Below are 21620 nucleotides of genomic sequence, written 5' to 3' on the forward strand. Positions count from 1 at the left end.
GAAGGACAGGGACAATGACCGAGTCAGCACGCGAGGGCATCGACATCACCCGCATCCTCGACGCCCCGCGGGAACGCGTCTTCGAGGCCTGGACGACGCCCGAGCACTTCGCGGCCTGGTTCGGCGGCGACGCCGAGGTGCCGCTCGACCGGGTGTCGATGGACGTCAGGCCCGGCGGCGACTGGAGCCTGGTCATGGTGGTACCGGGCACCGAGATGCCGTTCCACGGGGTCTATCGGGAGGTGGTGGCACCCGAGCGGCTGGTGTTCACGATGAAGGACGCCTCCGCGCCCGCGGACGGTGACGGCGAGATCATCACCGCCACCTTCACCGAACGCGGCGGCAGAACCACCGAGCTGGTCTTCCAGCAGCGCGGCGGCAACCTCACGCCCGAGCAGTACGCGGCGGCCGAGGACGGCTGGGAGGCATTCTTCGACGCGTTGGTGGCCCGGCTCGCGTCCTTCTGACCGGGTGGTCCTACGCCGCCGACAGCCGGGCGAGTGTCCCGGGGCCTCGTCCGCCGTGTCCAACGAGCGCGATCCGGGACTCCATCGCCCGGCCGGCGGCGTGCGAGTCCAGTGATCGAGGCCGACCAGCACCATCGGGGTCGGTCCGCCGAGGGGGCCGTAGTGGTTCGGCGTCGCGTTGTCGAAGATCTCCTGTACGGTGCCGGCCGCGCCGGGCAGGAAGATCACGCCCACTGTGAAGAGGGCCAGCAGCCCGTCCTCGCGCGGTGCGTCGGCGAAGTACTTGGCGATGCGGTCCGCGAACGGGTTCGGCGGCTCGTGCCCGTAGAACCAGGTGGGGACGGAGACGGAATTGCCGCCCGGCCGGCGCCTGCGTACGTCGCGAAGGCGGCCGGCGCCCGGTCGGTGACCGACGGGGTGAACGAGGGCACCGCGGCCGGCACGGGGTCGGGGCGCGGCGCCGCGTACGCCCCGAGGTTCGCGGCCTCCATCGCGCCGGGCCCGCCGCCGGTCGCCACCGTGGGACCGTCCCGGGCCAGGGCCCGTCCCGGCCGGGCCGCCGCCGCGTACGGGGCGCTGCCTCGGGCCGTGGCGTGGCCGCCCAGCACCCCGACCACCCGGGCGCCGGTCGGGAACTCGTCCAGCGCGTCGGAGACCGCGTCGTCGTGGAGGGCCCGCAGCATCGAGGCGAGGGTGTCGCCGCCCGCCCGCGTCTGCCGGAACCAGCGGTGGGCGCGGGCGTCGGGTGTCGCCGCGTAGCCGCCGTCCGGCAGCCCGGCGCAGAGCGCGTCGGGGGAGTGGAGCAGGCCGCGGTACGGATCGAAGGGGGGCCGGGCACCGGCGGGAAGACGAAGGCGCCGTCGGCCCGTACTTTCGCGACCGTCCCGGGCGCCATCCGGCAGCCGAGGAGGACGGCGCCGGCCGTGTCGGCGGCCGACAGGTCGGCGCCGCGGTCGGTGAGGTCGACGGACTGGACCCGGTGGCCGGCGAGAGTCCCCGGGGCGACCGCCGCGTCGAATTCGGCGAGCGACTCGATCTCGGGGCCGGGCGGGGGACTGGCGTTGTCCGCATTGTCCACGTCGTCATGCTGTGCAGCCGCCGGACCGGCCCCGGTCCGGCGGCACGCGTCCTCAGGCCGTCAGCGGCAGTGCGGCCAGCTCCGCGATCAGCCAGGTCAGCGGGGCGAAGACGAGCAGCAGCGCGACGGTGCGCAGGGCCGTCGCGGCGCGCAGGGCCGACGCCGGGGCACCGAGCCGCAGCAGCGCCTGCGAGGTCTGCTCGCGCGCCTGCCTCGCCTCCAGGGCCGAGGTCAGCAGCGTCGCCGTCGTGCAGCCGAGAACGAGCACCGCGCCCAGCTCCGTGAGCGGGCCGAGGGGATGTGCGTCCGTCCCGTACAGCGCGTAGCCGGCCACGGCCGCGGAGAGCACCGCGCAGACCACGCCGAGCGGCCGGCCGATCCGGCGCGCCTCGTCCATCAGCACCCGGCCCGCCAGCAGACGTACGGCGCCGGGGCGGGCCGACTGCAGCAGCCGTCCGCACAGATGGGCCAGGCCCGGACCGGCCACGGCCAGCCCGACCGCCGTCAGCGTCCAGCCCACCAGTACCCCGGCCGGGGTGGCGTCGAGCCTGCCGGGCAGCGGGAGCAGGCTGTGACCGTCGCCCCGGCTCATGTACGCCTCGACGGCGAGGCCGGCCGCGGCCAGCGCCACGCCCCACGGCAGCCCCGTCGGGGGCGCCGCCGGATCGGGTGCCTCCGGCTCCGTCAGAACGTCCGAGGAGGTGTCGTCCGGGGCCGCCGTCGAGACCGGTCCGGCGCGCAGCGCGAGCGCGCTCGCACCGGCCGCGGCCACCGGGACCAGGGCCAGCAGCACGAGCACGGCGGCGAGCGGCAGCGGGGCCCCGGCATCGAGCGGCCCGGCCGCGGCGCCGTCGAAAGGCAGCCCGGTCAGGTCACCGCGCAGATGCAGGAAGAACAGCAGCGCCACCATCGACCCGAGGGTGCAGGAGACGGCGGTGGAGACCGCGGCGAGCAGGGCGAGCCGGACCGGCCCGAGGCCCACGGCGGACAGTCCCGAACGCGGCCGGGTGCTCGGGTCCGTACGAGCCACCGCGACCGCGAACTGCACGGTGGCGGCGAGCGGCACGAAGCACCACAGCAGACGCAGCACTGCCGCGGTGGAGTGGGCGGGGTGCCCCGACGCGTAGCTCAGGGTGCACAGCAGGAGGAAGCCGACTCCGGCGGAGGCGGCGGCGACCAGCAGCCGCCGCAGCAGGACCAGCGGATGGGAACCCCGGGCTAGACGGAGAGCGAGCACGCCGCACGGCCCTCCGTATCGGATACGGCGGGCAGGGCGACGGTGGCGACGCGGCGGCCGTCCAGCAGCGGGACCGTGCGGTCGGCGAGGGCGGCGATCTCCGGGTCATGGGTGGCGAGCACGATCGTGATGCCGTGCGAACGGGCCGCGCTGGTGAGGGTGCGCAGCACGTGCGTACGGTCGCTGCGGTGCAGGGTCGCGGTCGGCTCGTCGGCGAAGATCACCGTGGGGGCGGCGGCCAGGGCACGGGCCACGGCGATCCGCTGGCGCTGCCCCTGGAGCAGGGTGTGCGGCCGCTGCTTGGCACAGCCGCCGATGTCGAGCCGCTCCAGCCACTCCAGGGCGGCCTTCTTCGCCTCCCTGCGCGGGGCGCCGCGCAGGAGCAGCGGAAGGGCCGTGTTCTCCCAGGTGTTCAGCTCGGGCACCAGCTGGGGCTCGGGGGCGATCCAGCCGAACCTGTCGCGGCGCAGTCGTTCGCGCAGCCGGGGCCCCATGGTGTGGACGGGGACGCTGTTGAACCACACCTCGCCCTGCTCGGGCACCAGCTGACCGGACAGGCAGTGCAGCAGGGTCGTCTTGCCGCAGCCCCGGGGGCCGGTCACGGCGAGGATCTCGCCGTCACGGACGCCCAGGGAGACGCCGCCGAGCGCGGGTGAGCCGTTGTGGGAATGGTGCAGGGAACGCGCCCAGATCACGTCGTTGTCCGGCGGGGCCACCATGGCGTACACCTCGGTTCAGATCGTAATTCCCGTCCCCCGTACGGGGGAACGAAGAGAAGGCCGATCGGTCACTCGGCACCGTAAGGATTCGAACCGCGGTGAGCGCACAGCACACGGCCCGGATGCGCCCCTTCCCACTCGAATGGGCGCATCCGGGCCGTGTGGACCGTATGAGGATGACGGCTGGAAGCCGGTCAAGCAGTGGTCAAGCGATGGTCAAGCCGGATGGCCGCCCGACCGGCGGCCGATCCGTGGTCGGCCGGCCGGTCGTGGTGCCGGTCAGAGCTTGGTCCATGCCTCCGTGAGGACGGTGCGCAGGATGCCCTCGATCTCGTCGAACGTCGACTGGTCGGAGACCAGCGGCGGCGCGAGCTGGACGACCGGGTCGCCGCGGTCGTCGGCCCGGCAGTACAGGCCGTTGTCGTACAGCGCCTTGGAGAGGAAGCCGTACAGTACGCGCTCGGTCTCCTCGTCGGTGAAGGTCTCCTTGGTGGCCTTGTCCTTCACCAGCTCGATGCCGTAGAAGAAGCCGTTGCCGCGGACGTCGCCGACGATCGGCAGGTCGAGCAGCTTCTGCAGCGTCGTGAAGAAGGCGTTCTCGTTGTCCAGGACGTGCTGGTTGAGGCCCTCGCGCTCGAAGATGTCGAGGTTGGCGAGGCCGACCGCCGCGGAGACCGGGTGGCCACCGAAGGTGTAGCCGTGCAGGAAGGTGTTGTCACCCTCGTAGAACGGCGCGGCGATGCGGTCCGAGACGATGCAGGCACCGATCGGGGAGTAGCCCGAGGTCATGCCCTTGGCGCAGGTGATCATGTCCGGCACGTAGCCGAACTTGTCGCAGGCGAACATCGTGCCGAGGCGGCCGAAGGCGCAGATGACCTCGTCGGAGACGAGCAGCACGTCGTACTTGTCGCAGATCTCGCGGACGCGCTGGAAGTATCCGGGCGGCGGCGGGAAGCAGCCACCGGCGTTCTGCACCGGCTCCAGGAAGACCGCGGCGACGGTCTCCGGGCCCTCGAAGAGGATCTCCTGCTCGATCTGGTCGGCGGCCCAGCGGCCGAAGGCCTCGGGGTCGTCGCCGTGGATCGGGGCGCGGTAGATGTTGGTGTTCGGCACCTTGTGCGCGCCGGGGACCAGCGGCTCGAAGGGGGCCTTCAGGGCCGGCAGGCCGGTGATGGACAGGGCGCCCTGCGGGGTGCCGTGGTAGGCGACCGCACGCGAGATGACCTTGTACTTGGTCGGCTTGCCCTGGAGCTTGAAGTACTGCTTGGCCAGCTTCCAGGCGGTCTCCACGGCCTCGCCGCCACCGGTGGTGAAGAAGACCTTGTTGAGGTCGCCCGGCGCGTAGTCGGCAAGGCGCTCGGCCAGCTCGACGGCCTTCGGGTGGGCGTAGGACCACACCGGGAAGAAGCCCAGCTCCTGGCCCTGCTTGTAGGCCGCCTCGGCGAGCTCGTGACGGCCGTGACCGGCGTTGACCACGAACAGGCCGGAGAGGCCGTCCAGGTAACGCTTGCCCTGGTCGTCGAAGATGTAGGTGCCCTCGCCACGCACGATGGTGGGAACGGGCGCCTTCTCGTAGTCCGACATGCGGGTGAAGTGCATCCACAGGTGGTCGTACGCGGTTCGGCTGAGGTCCTTGCTCACGGCTATCGGGTTCCCCACATATAGGTCTGCTTCTTGAGCTTCAGGTACACGAAGCTCTCGGTGGAGCGCACACCGGGGAGGGCCCGGATGCGTTTGTTGATCGTTTCCAGCAGGTGGTCGTCGTCCTCGCAGACGATCTCCACCATCAGGTCGAAGGAGCCCGCGGTCATCACCACGTACTCGCACTCGGCCATGGCCGACAGCGCTTCCGCGACGGGATCGAGGTCTCCCTCGACATTGATGCCGACCATCGCCTGCCGCCGGAATCCCACGGTGAGGGGATCGGTGACGGCGACGATCTGCATCACGCCCTGATCGAGCAGCTTCTGGACGCGCTGTCGCACGGCCGCCTCGGAGAGGCCGACGGCCTTGCCTATCGCGGCGTACGGACGGCGTCCGTCCTCCTGGAGCTGCTCGATGATTGCGAGGGAGACGGCATCGACCGCTGGTGACGATCCGTTCCCGGTCCTGGAGTCTGCGCTGCGACTGGCCACGCATCCACTGTGCACCGGGACTCGTCTGTCTGGCAACCCCAGATCGATGAAATTCGTTGTTTGAAGGTCCGAATCTAACTGAATCCGAAGTTGACGGCGGTTGGGCATGTCGAAAGCGACACCCGAGCGACTACCCTGGGCATCTCACCCATTGGACGTGTCGACAGGAGGGGTGGTTGTGACCACCGAGGTGCGCCGTCTGCGCAACTACATCAACGGAGAATTCCGGGACGCCGCTGACGGGCGGACCATCGATGTGATCAACCCGGTGACGGAAGAGGTCTACGCGACCTCGCCGCTCTCCGGGCAGGCCGATGTCGATGCCGCGATGGACGCCGCCGCGGCCGCTTTCCCCGCCTGGCGCGACGCCACGCCCGCCGAGCGCCAGAAGGCCCTGCTGAAGATCGCGGACGCCTTCGAGGAGCGCGCCGAGGACCTCATCGCCGCCGAGTCGGAGAACACCGGCAAGCCGCTGGAACTCACCCGCACCGAAGAGGTCCCCCCGATGGTGGACCAGATCCGCTTCTTCGCGGGTGCGGCGCGGCTGCTCGAAGGCCGCTCGGCCGGCGAGTACATGGAGGGCCTGACCTCCATCATCCGGCGTGAGCCGGTCGGTGTCTGCGCGCAGGTCGCGCCGTGGAACTACCCGATGATGATGGCCGTCTGGAAGTTCGCCCCGGCGCTCGCCGCGGGCAACACCGTCGTCATCAAGCCGTCCGACACCACCCCGGCGTCGACCGTGCTGATCGCCGAGATCATCGGCCAGATCCTCCCCAAGGGCGTCTTCAACGTCATCTGCGGCGACCGCGACACCGGCCGTGCGATGGTCGAGCACGCGACCCCGGCGATGGCCTCCATCACCGGCTCGGTACGGGCCGGCATGCAGGTCGCCGAGTCCGCCTCCAAGGACGTCAAGCGGGTCCACCTGGAGCTCGGCGGCAAGGCCCCGGTCGTCGTGTTCGAGGACACCGACATCGCCAAGGCCGTCGAGGGCATCTCCGTCGCGGGCTACTTCAACGCCGGCCAGGACTGCACGGCCGCCACCCGCGTCCTGGTCCACGAGTCCATCCACGACGAGTTCGTCACCGCGCTCGCCAAGGCCGCCGCCGACACCAAGACGGGGCAGCCGGACGACGAGGACGTGCTGTACGGCCCGCTCAACAACGCCAACCAGCTCAAGCAGGTCAGCGGCTTCATCGAGCGGCTCCCCGCGCACGCCAAGGTCGAGGCGGGCGGCCACCGGGTCGGCGACAAGGGCTACTTCTACGCCCCGACCGTCGTCTCCGGCCTCAAGCAGGACGACGAGATCGTCCAGAACGAGGTCTTCGGCCCGGTCATCACCGTCCAGAAGTTCACGGACGAGGCCCAGGCCGTGGAGTACGCCAACGGCGTCGAGTACGCCCTGGCCTCCTCGGTGTGGACCAAGGACCACGCCCGCGCCATGCGGATGTCCAAGAACCTCGACTTCGGCTGCGTGTGGATCAACACCCACATCCCGCTCGTCGCCGAGATGCCGCACGGCGGTTTCAAGAAGTCCGGCTACGGCAAGGACCTCTCCGCGTACGGCTTCGAGGACTACACCCGCATCAAGCACGTCATGACCTCGCTCGACGACTGATATCCCGTCAGCAGACAGGTCACGGCCCCGGGCGTACGCCCGGGGCCGTCCCCGTTCGCCGGCGCCGATCCGTCCCCCGGCATCGACAGGGTGTGCGGACGGAGCGTGTGCCGCTGGACGGTTGGTCCATTGCCCGCCCCGCCGGCCGACCGGCATCCTGCGCAGGTGCGAGCCATCCCGAAGAACCCCATGTCCCGCCGGTCCCTGCTGCGCGCCCTCGGAGCCACGGCCGCCGGTGTCACGCTGGCCGGCTGCGGAGTGCCCGCCGCCTATGTGGAGCCCGGCGACCGTGCCGGCCGCGACGCCTCGGCGAGCGACCACACGCTGCACTTCGCGAACTGGCCCCTCTACATCGACACCGACGAGGATTCGTCGAAGCGGCCCACCCTCGACGCCTTCGAAAGGCGGACCGGGATCTCCGTCACGTACACCGAGGAGATCAACGACAACGACGAGTTCTTCGGGAAGATCAGCCCGGCGCTGATGAACCACCAGGAGACCGGCCGCGACCTGATCGTCATCAGCGACTGGATGTCCGCCCGGTTCGTACGGCTGGGCTGGGTGCAGGAGATGGACCGGGCGAAGCAGCCGAACGTCGCCAAGTACCTGGACCCGCAGCTGCGCTCACCCGCCTTCGACAAGGGCCGGATGCACAGCGTCCCCTGGCAGTCCGGGATCACCGGCATCGCGTACAACCGCAAGAAGCTCGGCCGCGAGATCAAGCACCTGAGCGATCTGTGGGCGGACGACCTGCGCGGCAAGGTGACGCTGCTGTCCGGGCTCGACGAGTCCTTCGCCCTGCTGATGCAGGGCAACGGCATCGACATCACCCGCTGGCAGCGGGACGACTTCTACCAGGTGTGCGACCAGATCGAGAAGCTGGTGAGGAAGCGGCACATCCGCCGCTTCACCGGCAACGACTACATCAAGGACCTGTCGACCGGCGATGTGCTCGCCTGCCAGGCCTACTCCGGTGACGTCATCCAGCTCCAGGCCGACAACCCGGAGATCGAGTTCGTCGTCCCCGAGGAGGGGGCCGAACTCTGGTCGGAATCGCTCATGATCCCCAACCTCGCGCGCCACAAGCGCAACGCGGAGAGGCTCATCGACTACTACTACGAGCCGGAGGTCGCCGCCGAGCTGGCGACCTGGGTCAACTACGTCTGTCCCGTGCCGGCCGCCCGTGAGGTGCTGGCCTCCGCCAAGGACGAGGAGACCGCCGCCCTCGCCGAGGATCCGCTGATCTTCCCCGACGACGCGATGCGCAAGCGCCTCGCGATCGCCCGCGACATCACGTCCGAGGAACGCACCGAGTTCGCGAAGAAATGGAACTCGATCGTCGGGCTCTGAGCCCTGTCAGGGGTGGCGCAGGGGGCCGGTGGACACGGGCGTACGCTGCGGACATGAGCGAGCGAAGAGCCCTGCTGAGGCGCATACGCGTGTGGTTGGCCGTCTTTGTCGTGTGTCTGGTCCTGAGCGGGCTGACCGCCTTTCCGCTCGTCCACGAACTCCACTGGGCCGAGGATCTGTTGAGGTCCTCGGCCTCTCCCGTGCCGGAGCACTTCCCGGCACTGATGGAGTGGATCACCAAGGTCCGCACCGGCCTCGACGAGGCCGACGCGAAGTACCCCTTCGTGCTGTACGGCACCGACTGGCTGGCCTTCGCGCATCTGGTCATCGCGGTCGCCTTCTACGGCCCCTACCGCGACCCGGTCCGCAACATCTGGGTCATCGAATTCGGCATGATCGCCTGTGCCGGGATCATCCCGCTCGCGCTGATCTGCGGGCCCATCCGTGGCATCCCCTTCTGGTGGTCCGTCATCGACATGTCGTTCGGGATCTTCGGGGTCGTCCCGCTGCTCGTGGTGCGCCGCATGATCAAGCAGCTGGAGGCCCTGGAGCGGACTCCGCGCGCGGAGCCCGCGCCGACGGCCACCGTGCCGACCGGGCCGGCGGCCTGAATCACCCGGCCGACGGGGCGCCGAAGGCCCCCAGGGTGCGTCCGCGCACTCCCGCCGCGATGTCCCGTATGCGCATCGGACCGGCCCCGTCAGGGCTTCCGCGCCACCGCGCCGAACTGCGCCACGCGCGCCGCACCGGGCTCGGCCCGCCACCGCGCGCACGAGACGATGCCCGGCTCCACGAGGTCGAGCCCCGCCAGGAACCCGGCGAACTCGGCGCGGCCGCGGGCGGTGATCGGCGGGGTGGCGTTCTCGTTCCAGAACCGCATCGCCGCCTCGTTGCCCTCGCCGCCCAGCTCCAGCGTGGGGTGGGTGAGCACCAGATGGCTGCCGGAGGGCAGCGCGCCCATCAGCGTGCGCACGATGCGCCGTGCCTCGTCCGTGTCGAGGACGAAGTTGAGGATGCCCAGGAGCAGGACGGCGACCGGCCGCTCCAGGTCCAGTGTCGGCTGCGCGGCCCGCAGGATCCGCTCCGGGTCGCGGGCGTCCGCGTCGACGTACACGGTCGCGCCCTGCGGTGAGCCCGCCAGCAGCGCGCGGGCGTGCGCCAGCACGGCCGGGTCGTTGTCGACGTACACGACACGGCAGTCGGGGGAGGTGCGCCGGGCGACCTCGTGCGTGTTCCCGGCGGTCGGCAGACCGGTGCCGATGTCCAGGAACTGCCTGATTCCCGCCTCACCGGCCAGATACCGGACCGCCCGCCCCAGGAACGCCCGGTCGGCGCGCGCCACTTCGCCGATGCTCGGGTACATGGCGGTGACCCGGTCGCCGACCGCACGGTCCACCGGGTAGTTGTCCGTGCCGCCGAGCCAGTGGTTCCAGACCCGTGCGTTGTGGGCGGCGTCGGAACGGACGCGGTCGTCGGGAACGGGTGTGGTGCGGGGATCGGTCACGGCGCTGCTCCTCCTGCTCCGGGCCCGGCATCACGGACGATGGGGGCAGGCCCATGATGCCGGACCGGTCAGGAGGAGCCGTGGGCCGGGGAGTTGGCGAGGACGTCCCGCAGGACGTCGATCCGGTTGGTGGTGATCGAGTCGACGCCGTGCCGCACCAGGCGGCGCATGGTCCGCCTGGTGTCGGCCGTCCACACGGAGACCAGCAGCCCGTCCCGGTGCAGACGGTCCGTCAGGTCCCGGTCCACCAGCCCGAACCGGTAGTTCAGCCAGCGCGGCCGCACCGCGTCGAGCAGCGTGACGCGCGGCGGCGCGAGGGTCGTCCAGGTCATGGCGATCTCGGCGTCCGGGTCGGCTGCCCGCACCCGGAGCATGGCGTCGGGACCGGCGCAGTAGTACACCCGCTCGCCGGCCCCGCACTCGCGCACCACGTCGGTGATCCTCGGCACGGAGCCGTCCGTGGAGCCGGGCAGATCGATCATGATCCGGTGCTCCCCGGCGGCGAGCAGCGCCTCGTGCAGCGTGGGCACACCGCCCCGGGTCAGCTCAGTGAGCTCCTGGCGGGTGAGCCGGTCGAGCCGCACGTCGTGGCCCCACAGCCGCTTCAGCGTGGAGTCGTGCAGCAGGACCGGTACGCCGTCGAGGGTGACCCGTACATCGATCTCGACCGCGTCCGCCCCCCGTCCGAGAGCGGAGCGGATCGAGGGGAGTGTGTTCTCGCGGACACGGTAGGGATCGCCGCGGTGGGCCACGGCGGTGACTGAGGTGACCATGGGGTCATTGTGACCACCGGGGTCACCGGCCGGCGCGCTCCAGCCAGTCGGCCGTGTACGTGTCGATCTCGGCGGCCAGCCTCCGCTTGCCGGCCGCGTCGAGGTAAGAGGCCTCGACCGCGTTCTTCGCCAGCGAGGCGAGACCCCGCTCGTCCAGACCGAGCAGCCTGGCGGCCACCCCGTACTCGTTGTTGAGGTCCGTGCCGAACATCGGCGGGTCGTCGCTGTTGATGGTGACCAGGACGCCCGCGTCCACCATCTCCTTGACGGGGTGCTGCTCGATGTCCGCCACCGCGCGGGTCGCGATGTTCGAGGTCGGGCAGACCTCCAGCGCGATGCGGTGCTCGGCGAGATGGGCCAGCAGCTTCGGGTCCTGGACGGAGCTGGTGCCGTGGCCGATGCGCTCGGCACGCAGATGGGTCAGCGCGTCCCAGACGGTCTGCGGTCCGGTGGTCTCCCCGGCGTGCGGCACGGAGTGCAGGCCCGCGGCGATCGCGCGGTCGAAGTACGGCTTGAACTGCGGGCGCTCCACACCGATCTCCGGACCGCCGAGACCGAACGAGACGAGCCCCTCGGGCCGCAGGTCCACGGCGAGCCGGGTGGTCTCCTCGGCGGCTTCGAGCCCGGCCTCGCCCGGAATGTCGAAGCACCAGCGCAGCACGACGCCCAGCTCGGCCTCGGCGGCCTTGCGGGCGTCCTCTATGGCCTCCATGAACGCCTGCTCGGGGATGCCGCGCCGGGTCGAGGAGAACGGGGTCACCGTCAGCTCCGCGTAGCGGATGTTCTGCCGCGCCATGTCGCGGGCGACCTCGAAGGTCAGCAGGCGGACGTCCTCCGGGGTGCGGATCAGGTCCACGACGGAGAGATACACGTCGATGAAGTGCGCGAAGTCCGTGAAGGTGAAGTAGTCGGCGAGCGCCTCGGGGTCGGTGGGGACCTTGGAGTCGGGGTGGTGCGCGGCCAGCTCGGCGACGATGCGGGGCGAGGCGGAGCCGACATGGTGGACATGCAGTTCGGCCTTGGGCAGCCCCGCGATGAAGGGGTGCAGATCGGTCATCGGACTCTCCGGGGCGTGGGACGGTTCGGGTGCCGGGCACGGTCGGCCGGGCAGGGGACGGGGATCATCGTAGGCCGGGGCCACCGGTGGGCGGCGGGGCCGTAGCATGACGGGACCACGATGGGGGAGGCCCATGTCAGACAACACAGAGCAGCCCGAGGGCGGGGCCGCGCCGCGCGATCCGTGGGCTCCGCCGGAGAGCAAGGTGCCGCTGGAGAAGCCGGCCGGTGACCCTCGCCCGCCCGCTGTGCACCAGCAGCCCACGGTCACCTCGATGCCGGGTCCCGGGGACGGCCCCGCACCGGCCGACGCACCGCCGCCGGCGTTCGGTTCGCCGGCACAGACCGGGCCGGTGCCCGGAGCCGGATTCGGCCCCGCTCCCGGCGAGGTGCCGCCGCCACCGGTCGGACCGAACGGACCGGGCCAGCAGGTCCCGCCGGCCGGACAGTACGGATACCCGGCCGCACCCCCTCCGCAGTACGGCGGCTACCCGGGGTACCCCGGGTACAACCAGGCGCCCTGGGGCGGTCCGCCGCCCGCCAACGGCATGGGAACCGCGGCCATGGTGCTCGGCATCCTGGCCGTCTGCATGTTCTGCGTCTACGGGATACCCAGCCTGATCCTGGGCGTACTGGCCCTGATCTTCGGCATCCTCGGCCGCAAGCGGGTGCAGCGCGGTGAGGCGAACAACAACGGTCAGGCGCTCGCCGGGATCATCACGGGATCCATCGGCATCGTCCTCGGTGTGGCGATCATCAGCTTCTTCATCTGGATGTTCACCACCCACATCGAGGAATTCGAGGACAGCGGCAGCAGCGACGACCCGTACGCCACGTCCCTGGTCGTCGACGTCAGCCGGTAGCAGCGTCCGGGCGCCGGTGCCGGACCCCCGCGGTACCGGCGCCGCGCGATATCCGCCGATGGCCCGGCGGGGCCGTGTCCCGGCCCCGCCGGGCCGTCGGACGTCCGGGGTGCCTCATGACCCGCGCAGCTCCGCCCGCGCGTCCATCAGCGCGAACCCCAGCAGGTTCAGCCCCCGCCAGCCGGCCGGAGCCCCCGCCCGCGGGTCGTCCGCCGCCAGGCCGATGCCCCAGATCCGGTCCATCGGGCTCGCCTCGACCAGCACCCGGTCCCCGGTGTTCAGCAGGAACTCCCGCAGCTCCGGATCGCCGCCGAACTTGTGCACACTGCCGGCCACCACCAGCGCGAACCGCTCGCGCTCCCATGTCGCGTCGTCGAAACCGCGGACCAGCCGGCCCACCTTCTTCGCCGCCGCCGGGCTCTTCGCCGCCAGCGCCGAGGCCTCCGACTCCGCATCGCCGAACAACCGGGCCTTGGCGGCCATCATCCAGTGCTCGGCCGAGGCGTACCGCACACCGTCGACCGTGAAGGGCGACGGCCACCACTGGCTGAGACAGCTCGCGCTCATGCGGCCGTCGGGCCGGGGACGGTGCCCCCAGAAGTGCAGGTACTTCACCTTCTCGCCGCGCGCGGTCCGCGCAAGGAGATCGTCCATGTGTTCCATGACATGCGATTCTGGCATTCGCCACTGACACTCCGTACGGGGAATTCCGCACCGACGCGACACATGGTCGACAGATTCCGTCGCGTAACCAAAAGGCAACAACGGAATCACTTGTTGGGGTTGATCCCCTCTGCCAGGATCGGCACTCAAATCGAGCAGAGGCTACGCCGACCCCGCGCTCCGGGGCACTCGGCGGAGGAGAACGTCATGGGCAACGGCATCCAGGTGCGGGACCGCTTCGCGGACGGCGCACAGTACATCGGCGGAAAGCTGCGGTCCGGAACATCGGGACGTCACCACGACGTGGTGAACCCGGCGACGGGCGAGACCGTCTACAGCTACGAGCTGGCGGGCACCGCCGACGTGGACGCCGCCGTGGCGGCCGCACGCGAGGCGTTCCCCGGCTGGTCGGGCACGACGCCCGCCGAGCGGTCCGAGGCGATGCACCGCTTCGCCGCCGTACTCGCGGAGCAGGCGGAGGACTTCGCGTACGTGGAGTCCCTCCAGTGCGGCAAGCCGATCAAGCTCTCCACCGAGTTCGACGTGCCCGGCACCGTGGACAACACCTCCTTCTTCGCCGGCGCCGCCCGCCACCTGGAGGGCAAGTCGGCCGCCGAGTACGACGGCGACCACACCTCGTACGTACGCCGTGAGGCGATCGGGGTCGTCGGCTCCATCGCACCCTGGAACTATCCGCTCCAGATGGCCGCCTGGAAGGTCCTCCCGGCCGTCGCCGCGGGCAACACCATCGTTCTCAAGCCCGCCGAGATCACCCCGCTGACCTCGCTGATGTTCGCCCAGGCGGCCACCGAGGCGGGCATCCCCGACGGTGTGATCAATATCGTCACCGGCGCGGGCAAGGACGCCGGGGAGCACCTGGTCGGACACCCGGACGTGGTCATGACGTCCTTCACCGGCTCCACCGCCGTCGGCAAGCGGGTCGCGGAGATCGCCACCTCCACCGTCAAGCGCCTCCACCTCGAACTCGGCGGCAAGGCCCCCTTCGTCGTCTTCGACGACGCCGACCTCGAAGCGGCGGTCAACGGTGCGGTCGCCGGAGCGCTCATCAACACCGGCCAGGACTGCACCGCGGCCACCCGCGCCTATGTCCAGCGCCCGCTGTACGACGCCTTCGTCCAGGGGGTCGCCGCGCTCATGGAGACCGTCCGGCTCGGCGACCCCTTCGACCCGTCGACCGACCTCGGCCCGCTGATCAGCCACGCCCAGCGGGACCGGGTCGCCGGATTCGTCGAGCGGGCCCGCGCCTACGCCACCGTCGTCACCGGCGGCGAGGTCCCCGGCGGCGAACTGGCGGCCGGTGCCTACTACCGGCCGACGCTGGTCGCCGGAGCCGCCCAGGACAGCGAGATCGTCCAGTCGGAGATCTTCGGCCCGGTCCTGGTCGTGCTGCCCTTCGACACCGACGACGAGGGCATCCGCCTCGCCAACGACACCCCGTACGGACTCGCCGCCTCCGCCTGGAGCCGCGACCTGTACCGCGCGAACCGCGCCACCCGTGAGATCAAGGCGGGCTGTGTCTGGGTCAACGACCACATCCCGATCATCAGCGAGATGCCGCACGGCGGATACAAGGCCAGTGGCTTCGGCAAGGACATGTCCTCGTACTCCTTCGAGGAGTACACGCAGGTCAAGCACGTCATGTACGACAACACCGCGGTCGCCCGCAAGGACTGGCACCGCACGATCTTCGGGGACCGATAACCCGGCCGACCCCGGCCACACACACCCGGAAGGGCAACGCGCATGGAGCAGTACGAGCCGGAGCGTCTCTCCGCGGCCCAGACGGCCGCGATGCGACGCAGCCTCACCAACGGCCGGGGCGCTCTGACCCGCCGATCGCTGATCCGCGCCTCCGGCATGGGGGCGCTGGCGATCGGCGGGCTGGGCACGCTGAGCGCGTGCGGCATCCCGCCTGCCAAGCGGGAGGGGGACGCCGCCGCGGCCTCCGACGACCACTCGGCCGAGGAGAAGCAGGTCAACTTCTCCAACTGGACCGAGTACATGGACGTCACCGACGACGGCAAGCACCGGCCCACCCTGGAGGCGTTCGCCGAGCGCACCGGGATCAAGGTCAAGTACACCGAGGACATCAACGACAACGTCGAGTTCTTCGGCAAGATCAAGCCGCAGCTCGCAGCCGGCCAGGACACCGGCCGCGACATCATCTGCGTCACCGACTGGCTGGCCGCCCGCATCGTCCGCCTCGGCTGGGCGCAGAAGCTCGACGCCTCGCACCTGCCGCACGCCTACGCCAACCTCTCGGCCCAGTTCCGCTCCCCGGACTGGGACCCCGGCCGTGCGTACTCGTACCCCTGGGCGGGCATCCCCACCATCATCGCCTACAACTCCAAGGCGACCGGCGGCCGCAAGGTCGACTCCGTCAGCCAGCTGCTCGACGACCCGAAGCTCAAGGGCCGGGTCAGTTTCCTCTCGGAGATGCGCGACACCGTCGGCATGACCCTGCTCGACATGGGCAAGGACCCCGGCAACTTCACCGACGCCGACTACGACGCCGCGATCGGCCGGCTCCAGAAGGGCGTCGACAAGAACCAGATCCGCCGCTTCACCGGCAACGACTACACAGCGGACCTCGACAAGGGCGACATCGCCGCCTGCGTCGGCTGGGCCGGCGACGTCATCCAGCTCCAGGCCGGCAACCCGGACATCAAGTACGCCATTCCGGCCGCGGGCTACGTCATATCCAGCGACAACCTGCTGGTCCCGGTGAAGGCCCGGCACAAGACCAACGCCGAGAAACTGATCGACTACTACTACGAGCCGTCGGTCGCCGCGAAGCTCGCCGCGTACATCAACTTCGTCTGCCCGGTCGACGGGGTCCGCGACGAGCTGGCGAAGATCGACCGGGCGATGGCCGACAACGTCCTGATCCTCCCGGACCGGGAGATGGCGTCCCGGTCGCACGCCTTCCGCTCCCTGACCAGCAAGGAAGAGACGGCGTACGAAGAGAAGTTCGCCAAGCTCATCGGCGCCTGACCGCCGCGCCCTCCCCGCCCCACCCGCTCCCACGATCTCCCCTGATCTCCCTCTGACACACTGGGACCGCGATCCATGACACAGCAGCAGACCGGCGGCGACGTCCGCCTCACCGGGATCAGCAAGACGTACGGCTCCTTCGCAGCCGTCAAGCCGCTCGATCTGACCGTCCCGCAGGGCTCCTTCTTCGCGCTGCTCGGCGCGTCCGGCTGCGGCAAGACCACCACCCTGCGGATGATCGCCGGTCTGGAGGAGGCGACCACCGGCACGGTCTCGCTCGGCGGCCAGGACATCACCGGGCTCCCTCCGTACAAGCGGCCCGTCAACACGGTCTTCCAGAGCTACGCGCTCTTCCCGCACCTCGACATCTCGGAGAACGTCGCCTTCGGTCTGCGCCGGCGCGGCATCAAGTCGGTGAAGAAGCAGGTCGACGAGATGCTGGACCTCGTCCAGCTCGGCGACTTCGCCAAGCGCAAGCCGCACCAGCTCTCCGGCGGCCAGCAGCAGCGCGTCGCCGTCGCCCGCGCCCTGATCAACCACCCGCAGGTGCTGCTGCTCGACGAACCGCTCGGCGCCCTCGACCTCAAGCTGCGCCGCCAGATGCAGCTGGAGCTCAAGCGCATCCAGACCGAGGTCGGCATCACCTTCATCCACGTCACCCACGACCAGGAGGAGGCCATGACCATGGCCGACACCGTCGCGGTGATGAACGGGGGCCGCGTCGAGCAGCTGGGTGCCCCCGCCGACCTGTACGAGAACCCCAGGACGACCTTCGTCGCCAACTTCCTCGGCACCTCCAACCTCATCGAGGGCGAGGTCGTCTCCGCGGACGCGGACATAGTCGTGGCCGCGGGCGGCGGGAAGCTGCGGCTGCCCACCGACCGGTGTACGGCCCCGACCAGCAAGGGCGGCAAGCTGCTACTGGGCGTCCGCCCGGAGAAGATCTCGCTCGCGCACGCCGACGACGCGGACGCGATCGCCGACGGCCGCAACCGGGTCACCGGCCGGATCGTCGACTCCAGCTTCATCGGGGTGTCCACGCAGTACGTGGTGGAGAGCCCGGCCGGCAAGGCGCTCCAGGTCTACGAGCAGAACATCGAGCGCGACGCGCGGCTCACCCCCGGTGCCGAGGTCGTGCTGCACTGGAACCCGGCGCACACCTTCGGGCTGGACGCCGCCCAGGACATCGACGCCGGTGTGGAGACGGTGGAGGACGCGGCGTGACCGTCACCAAGGAGGCGCCACCGGCGCCCGTCACGGCGGAGCTCAGGGTACGCAAGCCCTCCACCCGCAAGCGTCTCGTCCCGTACTGGCTGCTGCTCCCCGGCATTCTGTGGCTGGTGGTCTTCTTCGCGCTGCCGCTGGTCTACCAGGCGTCGACCTCCGTGCAGACCGGATCCCTGGAGCAGGGATTCGAGGTCACCTGGCACTTCCAGACGTACTGGGACGCACTGACCGACTACTACCCGCAGTTCGTCCGGTCGCTGCTGTACGCGGGCACCGCCACCCTGCTGTGCCTGCTCCTCGGCTACCCGCTCGCCTACCTCATCGCGTTCAAGGCCGGGCGCTGGCGCAACGTCGTACTGGTGCTGGTCATCGCGCCGTTCTTCACCAGCTTCCTGATCCGCACGCTCGCCTGGAAGACGATCCTCGCGGACGGCGGCGCGGTCGTCGACGTACTGAACACCCTGCACGTCCTGGACGTCACCAGCTGGCTCGGCTGGACCGAGTCCAACCGGGTGCTGGCCACGCCGATGGCGGTGGTCTGCGGTCTCACGTACAACTTCCTGCCGTTCATGATCCTGCCGCTCTACACCTCGCTGGAGCGGATCGACGGCAGGCTGCACGAGGCGGCCGGCGATCTGTACGCCACGCCCGCCACCACCTTCCGCAAGGTGACCTTCCCGCTCTCCATGCCGGGTGTCGTCTCCGGGACGCTGCTCACCTTCATCCCGGCCAGCGGTGACTACGTCAACGCGGAACTGCTGGGCTCCACCGACACCAAGATGGTCGGCAGCGTCATCCAGACCCAGTTCCTGCGGGTCCTGGACTATCCGACGGCGGCCGCGCTCTCCTTCATCCTCATGGCGGTCGTCCTGATCATGGTCACCGTCTACATCCGCCGCTCCGGGACGGAGGACCTGGTCTGATGCCCGTACTGCGCTGGATTCGCCGGAATCTGATCGTCATCGCGGGTCTGCTGACCCTCGCGTACATGATCCTGCCGAACGTCGTCGTCATGGTGTTCTCGTTCAACAAGCCGAACGGGCGCTTCAACTACGCCTGGCAGCGCTTCTCCCTGGACGCCTGGAAGGACCCCTGCGGCGTCGCCGACATGTGCGGCTCGCTCTCGCTGTCCCTGCAGATCGCCGTCTGGGCCACCGTCGGCGCGACCGTGCTCGGCACGATGATCTCCTTCGCGCTGGTCCGCTACCGCTTCCGGGCACGCGGCGCGATCAACTCGCTGATCTTCCTGCCGATGGCGATGCCCGAGGTCGTCATGGCCGCCTCGCTGCTCACGCTCTTCCTCAACATGGGCGCACAGCTGGGCTTCTGGACGATCCTGATCGCCCACATCATGTTCTGCCTGAGCTTCGTCGTGACGGCCGTGAAGGCGCGCGTGATGTCGATGGACCCGAGGCTGGAGGAGGCGGCCCGCGATCTGTACGCCGGACCCGTGCAGACCTTCCTGCGGGTGACGCTGCCGATCGCCGCCCCCGGAATCGCGGCGGGAGCGCTGCTGGCCTTCGCGCTCTCCTTCGACGATTTCATCATCACCAATTTCAACGCGGGCTCCACCGTGACCTTCCCCATGTTCGTCTGGGGATCGGCACAGCGCGGCACGCCCGTGCAGATCAACGTCATCGGTACGGCCATGTTCATCATTGCCGTCATGGTGGTGGTCGTCGGCCAGCTCATCGCGAACCGGCGCAAGAACAGCGCACGATAGAAAGCCCTGAAGGAGTTGGAAACCATGGCCCCAGCTGCCATGCGTACTGCTGCACAATCACTCGCCGACGCGAAGCCCGTCTCGTTCTGGCTGGACGACCCGGGCAGGCCCGAGGCGCTGCCCGCGCTCACCGGTGACGAGCACTGCGATCTGCTCGTCGTCGGCGGCGGCTACAGCGGACTGTGGACCGCGCTGATCGCCAAGGAACGCGACCCGCAACGTGACGTCGTACTGATCGAGGGGCACGAGGTGGGCTGGGCCGCCTCGGGCCGCAACGGCGGATTCTGCGCCGCCTCCCTCACCCACGGCCTGCCCAACGGCCTGGAGCGCTGGCCGGAGGAGATCCACAAGCTGGAGGAGCTCGGCGAGCACAACCTCGACGCCATCGAGGCCGCCGTCGCCCGCTATGCGATCGACTGCGAATTCGAGCGCACCGGTGAAATCGATGTCGCCACCGAGCCCCACCAGCTCGAAGAGCTCCATGAATGGCACCAGGAGGCCGAGAAGCTCGGTTTCACCGGGTCGGAATTCCTGGACCGGGACGCGCTGCGTGCCGAGGTCGACTCACCGACATTCCTGGGCGGTCTCTGGGACCGCAGGGGCGTCGCCATGCTGCACCCCGCCAAGCTGGCCTGGGGCCTGAAGCGGGCCTGCCTCGATCTCGGAGTGCGGATCCACGAACACACCCGGGGCCTCGAACTCGCCAGGTCCACCACGGGAATGGCGGTCCGTACCCCGTACGGAAGGGTCTTCGCACGCCGGGTCGCACTCGGTACGAACATCTTCCCGTCGCTGGTCAAGCGGGTGCGCCCGTACACCGTGCCGGTCTACGACTACGCGCTGATGACCGAGCCGCTCACCGCCGACCAGCTGGCCTCCATCGGCTGGAAGAACCGCCAGGGGCTGGGCGACAGCGCCAATCAGTTCCACTACTTCCGTCTGTCGGCCGACAACCGGATCCTGTGGGGCGGCTATGACGCGATCTATCCGTTCGGCGGCCGGCTGAGCGCCGATCTCGATCAGCGTCCGGAGACCTTCCTCAAACTCGCGGGCCAGTTCTTCGACTGTTTCCCGCAATTGACGGGGGTCCGTTTCAGCCATGCCTGGGGCGGGGCGATCGACACCTGTTCGCGCTTTTCCGCATTCTTCGGCACGGCCCATCAGGGCCGGGTCGCCTATGCCGCCGGATTCACCGGGCTCGGCGTCGGCGCCACCCGTTTCGGGGCCGATGTGATGCTCGATCTGCTGGCGGGCGACCAGAATGAACGGACCGCGCTGGAAATGGTCCGCAGCAAGCCGATGCCGTTCCCGCCGGAGCCCTTCGCCTGGGCCGGGATCGAGCTCACCAAGAGGTCCCTGGCCAGGGCGGACAGTAATGGCGGGCACCGCAATCTCTGGCTGAGGACGATGGACAGGCTGGGGCTGGGTTTCGACAGCTGAGTCCGAAGGGGCCGGTCACCCACGAGGGTGACCGGCCTCTTCGTTTCCCGATTCGTTGCCCGAACCCGCGTAATCGATCGGCGCCCTCGCTCTCTCCCGTGTGAACACACCGGCAACCCATGGCCGGTGCACAGGGAAATGGAGGCCGGTCATGGCTGGCGCGGGGGTCAAAGCAGCGATCGAGTGGCTCGTATCGGTGGCGCCGGATCCGGACGCCTGCCGGTGGGAATGGGAGCGCAATCCCCGCGGGGTCGCGCTCCTGCCCGCCGGCCGGCGCTGGGACGTGCTGATTCTGCCGGGGGAGCTGGGCCGTCCCACCCTCGGCGTACTGACCCGCCTCATCGACAGGCCCGGTCCCGTTCTCTCCGACTTCGGTGACGCCCGCATGGGCTTCTTCGTGGCGCCGGGCACCGTCGCCGGCTGGATCGGCACCGGCGTACGCGGTGCGGGCCGGGGAACCTGGATCGTCGTGCCCCATCCGGGCCGGGCGTCCAACGGCGGGGTGCGCTGGCTGATCCCGCCCGACGGCTCGGGCACCCTCACCGACGCGACACTTCTGGAGCTCGCGATGCACGAGGCGGCGGCCGGGCCGGCCGGGAGCGGCAGGGACTGACGGCGGCCGGGCGGGGGGAACGGTGTACGCGCGGACCCGGCGGGTGGGGAACGGTGCATGCCGCGGACCCGGCGGGCGGCCCGGGACTGTCAGAGGTCTTGACAACCTGATTGGTCTGGACCATGTTGTGGCGGCCGCA

The 21620-nt window shown here is 70.0% G+C and carries 20 protein-coding genes and 1 pseudogene; 12 read left to right on the top strand and 9 right to left on the bottom strand.

Annotated features, from left to right (window positions below; all coding sequences use genetic code 11):
• Positions 1-14 precede the first annotated feature (14 nt).
• Positions 15-467 carry an SRPBCC family protein gene (locus AB0D53_RS34010; protein WP_362453087.1) on the top strand — a complete coding sequence of 151 codons (453 nt, stop codon included), beginning with the start codon at positions 15-17 and terminating at the stop codon, positions 465-467.
• 10 nt (positions 468-477) lie between these two features.
• Here the strand turns inward: AB0D53_RS34010 and AB0D53_RS34015 are convergent.
• The 5 genes and pseudogenes from AB0D53_RS34015 to AB0D53_RS34035 form a co-directional block, all read right to left on the bottom strand.
• A pseudogene (locus AB0D53_RS34015) lies at positions 478-1545 on the bottom strand (Rossmann fold nucleotide-binding protein).
• Positions 1546-1597: 52 nt separating this feature from the next.
• Positions 1598-2782, bottom strand: a complete 1185-nt coding sequence (locus AB0D53_RS34020) for a hypothetical protein (RefSeq protein WP_362453089.1) — start codon at positions 2780-2782, stop codon at positions 1598-1600.
• A complete protein-coding gene (locus AB0D53_RS34025; RefSeq protein ID WP_362453091.1) occupies positions 2764-3501 on the bottom strand; it encodes an ATP-binding cassette domain-containing protein in 738 nt (245 codons plus the stop codon). Before AB0D53_RS34025 ends, AB0D53_RS34020 begins: the two co-directional genes overlap by 19 nt.
• Positions 3502-3780: 279 nt before the next feature.
• Positions 3781-5160 (bottom strand): aspartate aminotransferase family protein, encoded by a 1380-nt coding sequence (locus AB0D53_RS34030; RefSeq protein WP_329814219.1) that lies wholly within the window; start codon positions 5158-5160, stop codon positions 3781-3783.
• Positions 5145-5636 (bottom strand): Lrp/AsnC family transcriptional regulator, encoded by a 492-nt coding sequence (locus tag AB0D53_RS34035; protein ID WP_176729251.1) that lies wholly within the window; start codon positions 5634-5636, stop codon positions 5145-5147. The genes AB0D53_RS34030 and AB0D53_RS34035 overlap by 16 nt, the downstream gene beginning before the upstream one ends.
• Before the next feature lie 178 nt (positions 5637-5814).
• On the opposite strand from AB0D53_RS34035, the gene AB0D53_RS34040 reads away from it, so the two are divergent.
• From AB0D53_RS34040 to AB0D53_RS34050, 3 genes are all read left to right on the top strand, one after another.
• Positions 5815-7254 carry a gamma-aminobutyraldehyde dehydrogenase gene (locus AB0D53_RS34040; RefSeq protein ID WP_362453092.1) on the top strand — a complete coding sequence of 480 codons (1440 nt, stop codon included), beginning with the start codon at positions 5815-5817 and terminating at the stop codon, positions 7252-7254.
• A gap of 189 nt (positions 7255-7443) precedes the next feature.
• Complete coding sequence (locus tag AB0D53_RS34045; RefSeq protein WP_362453124.1) at positions 7444-8604, top strand: extracellular solute-binding protein; 1161 nt, start codon at positions 7444-7446, stop codon at positions 8602-8604.
• Positions 8605-8657: 53 nt separating this feature from the next.
• Positions 8658-9215, top strand: a complete 558-nt coding sequence (locus tag AB0D53_RS34050) for a hypothetical protein (RefSeq protein ID WP_362453094.1) — start codon at positions 8658-8660, stop codon at positions 9213-9215.
• An 89-nt stretch (positions 9216-9304) separates the two neighbouring features.
• On the opposite strand, the gene AB0D53_RS34055 is transcribed toward AB0D53_RS34050, so the two are convergent.
• The 3 genes from AB0D53_RS34055 to AB0D53_RS34065 all read right to left on the bottom strand — a co-directional run bounded on the left by AB0D53_RS34055 (position 9305) and on the right by AB0D53_RS34065 (position 12073).
• The gene (locus AB0D53_RS34055; RefSeq protein ID WP_362453095.1) at positions 9305-10108 is read right to left on the bottom strand and encodes an SAM-dependent methyltransferase; all 804 of its coding nucleotides are present in this window, start codon (positions 10106-10108) and stop codon (positions 9305-9307) included.
• A gap of 68 nt (positions 10109-10176) precedes the next feature.
• Positions 10177-10881, bottom strand: a complete 705-nt coding sequence (locus AB0D53_RS34060) for a glycerophosphodiester phosphodiesterase (RefSeq protein WP_362453096.1) — start codon at positions 10879-10881, stop codon at positions 10177-10179.
• A 22-nt stretch (positions 10882-10903) separates the two neighbouring features.
• Positions 10904-12073: an adenosine deaminase gene (locus AB0D53_RS34065; protein ID WP_362453097.1), complete on the bottom strand. Its 1170-nt coding sequence runs from the start codon at positions 12071-12073 to the stop codon at positions 10904-10906.
• Here AB0D53_RS34065 and AB0D53_RS34070 point away from each other — a divergent pair.
• Positions 12072-12800, top strand: coding sequence for a DUF4190 domain-containing protein (locus AB0D53_RS34070; protein WP_362453099.1), 729 nt, complete (start codon positions 12072-12074; stop codon positions 12798-12800). The two genes, AB0D53_RS34065 and AB0D53_RS34070, sit on opposite strands and share 2 nt — an antisense overlap.
• Before the next feature lie 114 nt (positions 12801-12914).
• On the opposite strand, the gene AB0D53_RS34075 is transcribed toward AB0D53_RS34070, so the two are convergent.
• Positions 12915-13463: an NADAR family protein gene (locus AB0D53_RS34075; protein ID WP_362453100.1), complete on the bottom strand. Its 549-nt coding sequence runs from the start codon at positions 13461-13463 to the stop codon at positions 12915-12917.
• A gap of 207 nt (positions 13464-13670) precedes the next feature.
• On the opposite strand from AB0D53_RS34075, the gene AB0D53_RS34080 reads away from it, so the two are divergent.
• The 7 genes from AB0D53_RS34080 to AB0D53_RS34110 all read left to right on the top strand — a co-directional run bounded on the left by AB0D53_RS34080 (position 13671) and on the right by AB0D53_RS34110 (position 21481).
• The gene (locus AB0D53_RS34080; protein ID WP_362453101.1) at positions 13671-15185 is read left to right on the top strand and encodes a gamma-aminobutyraldehyde dehydrogenase; all 1515 of its coding nucleotides are present in this window, start codon (positions 13671-13673) and stop codon (positions 15183-15185) included.
• Between the two features lie 42 nt (positions 15186-15227).
• Positions 15228-16478: a spermidine/putrescine ABC transporter substrate-binding protein gene (locus tag AB0D53_RS34085; RefSeq protein WP_362453102.1), complete on the top strand. Its 1251-nt coding sequence runs from the start codon at positions 15228-15230 to the stop codon at positions 16476-16478.
• Positions 16479-16553: 75 nt separating this feature from the next.
• On the top strand, positions 16554-17702 hold the full coding sequence (locus AB0D53_RS34090) for an ABC transporter ATP-binding protein (protein WP_362453103.1): 1149 nt from the start codon (positions 16554-16556) through the stop codon (positions 17700-17702).
• Positions 17699-18628: an ABC transporter permease gene (locus AB0D53_RS34095; protein ID WP_362453105.1), complete on the top strand. Its 930-nt coding sequence runs from the start codon at positions 17699-17701 to the stop codon at positions 18626-18628. The genes AB0D53_RS34090 and AB0D53_RS34095 overlap by 4 nt, the downstream gene beginning before the upstream one ends.
• The gene (locus tag AB0D53_RS34100; protein WP_093540672.1) at positions 18628-19428 is read left to right on the top strand and encodes an ABC transporter permease; all 801 of its coding nucleotides are present in this window, start codon (positions 18628-18630) and stop codon (positions 19426-19428) included. The genes AB0D53_RS34095 and AB0D53_RS34100 overlap by 1 nt, the downstream gene beginning before the upstream one ends.
• Positions 19429-19452: 24 nt before the next feature.
• The gene (locus AB0D53_RS34105) at positions 19453-20868 is read left to right on the top strand and encodes an FAD-dependent oxidoreductase (RefSeq protein ID WP_362453106.1); all 1416 of its coding nucleotides are present in this window, start codon (positions 19453-19455) and stop codon (positions 20866-20868) included.
• Between the two features lie 151 nt (positions 20869-21019).
• Positions 21020-21481, top strand: a complete 462-nt coding sequence (locus AB0D53_RS34110) for a hypothetical protein (RefSeq protein ID WP_362453107.1) — start codon at positions 21020-21022, stop codon at positions 21479-21481.
• The last annotated feature ends 139 nt before the right edge of the window (positions 21482-21620 follow it).

It is taken from the genome of Streptomyces sp. NPDC048295 (assembly GCF_040652135.1).
Lineage (GTDB): Bacteria > Actinomycetota > Actinomycetes > Streptomycetales > Streptomycetaceae > Streptomyces.